The organism is Clostridium sartagoforme AAU1, assembly GCF_000401215.1.
Lineage (GTDB): Bacteria > Bacillota > Clostridia > Clostridiales > Clostridiaceae > Clostridium > Clostridium sartagoforme.
Map to the genome: position 1 here is coordinate 1 of NZ_ASRV01000171.1, position 2,951 is coordinate 2,951.

At 25.3% G+C, this 2,951-nt stretch carries 2 protein-coding genes; both read right to left on the reverse strand.

Going from position 1 to position 2,951, the window contains the following annotated elements; genetic code table 11:
- Window positions 1-27: 27 nt before the first annotated feature.
- Window positions 28-654 (reverse strand): SpaA isopeptide-forming pilin-related protein, encoded by a 627-nt coding sequence (locus A500_RS19620; protein WP_016208258.1) that lies wholly within the window; start codon window positions 652-654, stop codon window positions 28-30.
- A gap of 78 nt (window positions 655-732) precedes the next feature.
- The gene (locus tag A500_RS14200; RefSeq protein WP_242835139.1) at window positions 733-2,859 is read right to left on the reverse strand and encodes a sensor domain-containing protein; all 2,127 of its coding nucleotides are present in this window, start codon (window positions 2,857-2,859) and stop codon (window positions 733-735) included.
- Window positions 2,860-2,951: the final 92 nt, after the last annotated feature.

The window sequence follows — 2,951 nt, forward strand, 5'->3', positions numbered from 1 at the left end:
TAAGTGTATAAACATTATAATATTTATCTATCTTCTGTAATAAGACATTTTTATTCTATTTACTACACATATATCAGCATATTTATTATTTTTATCTATTGTTACCTCATTCCAACTATAGTAAGAAGGTTTTTCGAAAAATCTTCTATCTACTATTGCAATAACTCTATAACATCCATTTTCTAAATTACTAAATATAGCTTTACCATTACTATCTGTAAATTTTGAATCATACAACTTAGGGGATATTCCATTTAATAAATATAAGTTTATTCTTGCTCCTTTAAGCTCTACACCGTCTTTATTAGCAAGCCTTGATGTCACTTGAATTGTCCCCTTTTCCTCTACTATATTTCTATCTGCAAATTCTTCTTTTGCTTTACCTATTTGTGAGTAAAGATTGTCATATACATCTGAATCAGCGTATTTTTCATCTACTAAAAAATCCTCATTAAAATTATTTTCTATTATTTTTTCTTCGGCTTGATTATTGATTATGTTGCCTCTATTAATCGTTCTGCTAGAAGTTTCCTTTTCAATTTCTTCATCAACCTGAATAAATAAATTCAAGTTACCATTTTCATCTACAGTATACTCTTGTTCTCCATAATCGCTATCATCATTATGATATTGATCATCTATTACTATTTTCATATATACCTCCAAATCGTAATATAGTTACATAATATGATGAGCTTATCGATTTGGTGATAAAATTTCAAAAAAATAACTTTAACTTATAAGCATTTTCATTGCATTATTAAATTCAATTGGCTTACTAAAATAATATCCTTGAATAACATCACAACTAATTTTCTTTAAATAATCTAATTGATTCTTATTTTCTACTCCTTCAGCTACAACTAATAAATTTAAGTAATGAGAAAGATCAACAATACTATTTATTATATACTCACTTTTCTGCTCTATCAGTATTCCATCTATAAAACTTTTATCTATTTTTAGTACATCTATCGGCAATGTTCTTAAATAACTTAATGAAGAGTATCCTGTTCCAAAATCATCTAATGCTAAAGTAACTCCTAATTTTTTTAGTTTTTCCAATGTTTTTATATTTTTCTCTGCTGATTTCATTATTATACTTTCTGTAATTTCAAATTCTATATATTTAGCATCTAAATCATATTTTTTTAATGTATCGTTAACAAATGATACTATTTCTTCATCTCTAATTTGAACCTCTGATAGATTAATTGCCATTTTAAAAGTTTTACTAGTATTTTCTGCTAACTCCTTACATTTTTTAAAGCTTTCTTCAATTATATATTCTCCTATAGGTATTATAAGTCCTGAGTTCTCTGCTATTGGTATAAATTCACTTGGTGACACTTCACCAAGCTCCTTACTATGCCATCTTACAAGAGACTCAAAACCTACTATTTCTCCAGTACTTACATTTACCTTTGGTTGATATAATAACTGAATTTCATTTCTATCTATAGCTACTCTTAATCCCTTTTCTATATCAAATTCCCTATTTAAAATTTCTAATATACCTATATCAAAAAACTCATATCTATTTTTTCCATTTACTTTTGCTAGGTACATTGCCATATCTGCTCTTTTTAACAATATAGCCATATCCTTCCCATCTATAGGATATATACTTACGCCTATACTTAATGTACAAAAAACCTCTTTATCATTTATGATTATTGGATTACTTAGCTTCTTTATTATATTATCTAATATCGATTTAATTTGATGTTTTTCTTGTAAATTATATTGAACTATTACAAATTCATCTCCACCATATCTAGCAAAAAGTGAATCTTCTATCTTCATATTTTTTATTATTTTTGTAAATTCAATTAGTAATAAATCCCCTGCATCATGTCCATATGTATCATTTATATATTTAAAATTATCTAAATCTATAAATATAAATGCCATTTTTTCATTTTTATAATGTCTTATACGCTTTGTAACTTCCCTAACAAAATATCTTCTATTTGGAATTCCTGTAACCTCATCATTGAAACTTAAATAATTAATTTCAATTTCCTTTTCCTTCCTCTCTGTTATATCCGAAAGAGCTCCATGTATAAATAAGTCACCATTTTTCTCTAATCTTTTCTTTCCTTTGCTTTGGAGCCAAACTGGCTTGTTGTCTTTACTTAAAATTCTATATTCTATTGAATAAAATTCATCCTTCTTAGAATCCATTACTTTTTTTATTTGTTCATTATATCTTTTTATATCATCTTTCAATATGTAGTTTTGCCAACTTGTATCAGTAATTATTAGATCCCCTTCCCCCTCTATATCTAAATACTTTTTTATACTACTATCAATTGATATTATATTTTGATTGACATTCCACCAGAATACTATGTCTTTAGCTCCTTCTATCGCTAATCTGTTTTTATTTTCTATAACCTTATTCATGTTTTCTGTCTTTTTTCTTTCTGTTATATCTACAATAAATCCTGATAAATAGAAAATATTTTTCTTTTCTATTCCTTTTCCCTGAATTTTAGCTATTATCTTTCTATCTATCGAATTTCTTAAAGAGCATTCTAAAATAAAATTATCACATATTTTATTTCTAATTATATTTTCAATAAAAATTCTTATATCTTCTCTTTCTTCTTCATCTATAAAAGAATACCACTTTTCAAAACTATCTATATTATCATCACTTCTTAAAATATCTTTAATTTTTGTAGACATATAGAGTTTTTTACTTTCACTGTTCCACTCCCAAATTGCACCTTCAAGAGCATCTATAGCCATTATGTATCTTCTTCTATTTGCTTCAGCTAATTTATATATCTTCTTATACCTTTTATCTGTAAATATTAATTTTAATATTAAAACTAATATAACAAATGTCATTATAAATAATATAGGAGGTAGATTATTTAAACCATTTTTAATTAATAATATGATTATAAATAAGTTAGTAAATAAATGAAAATACTATTGTT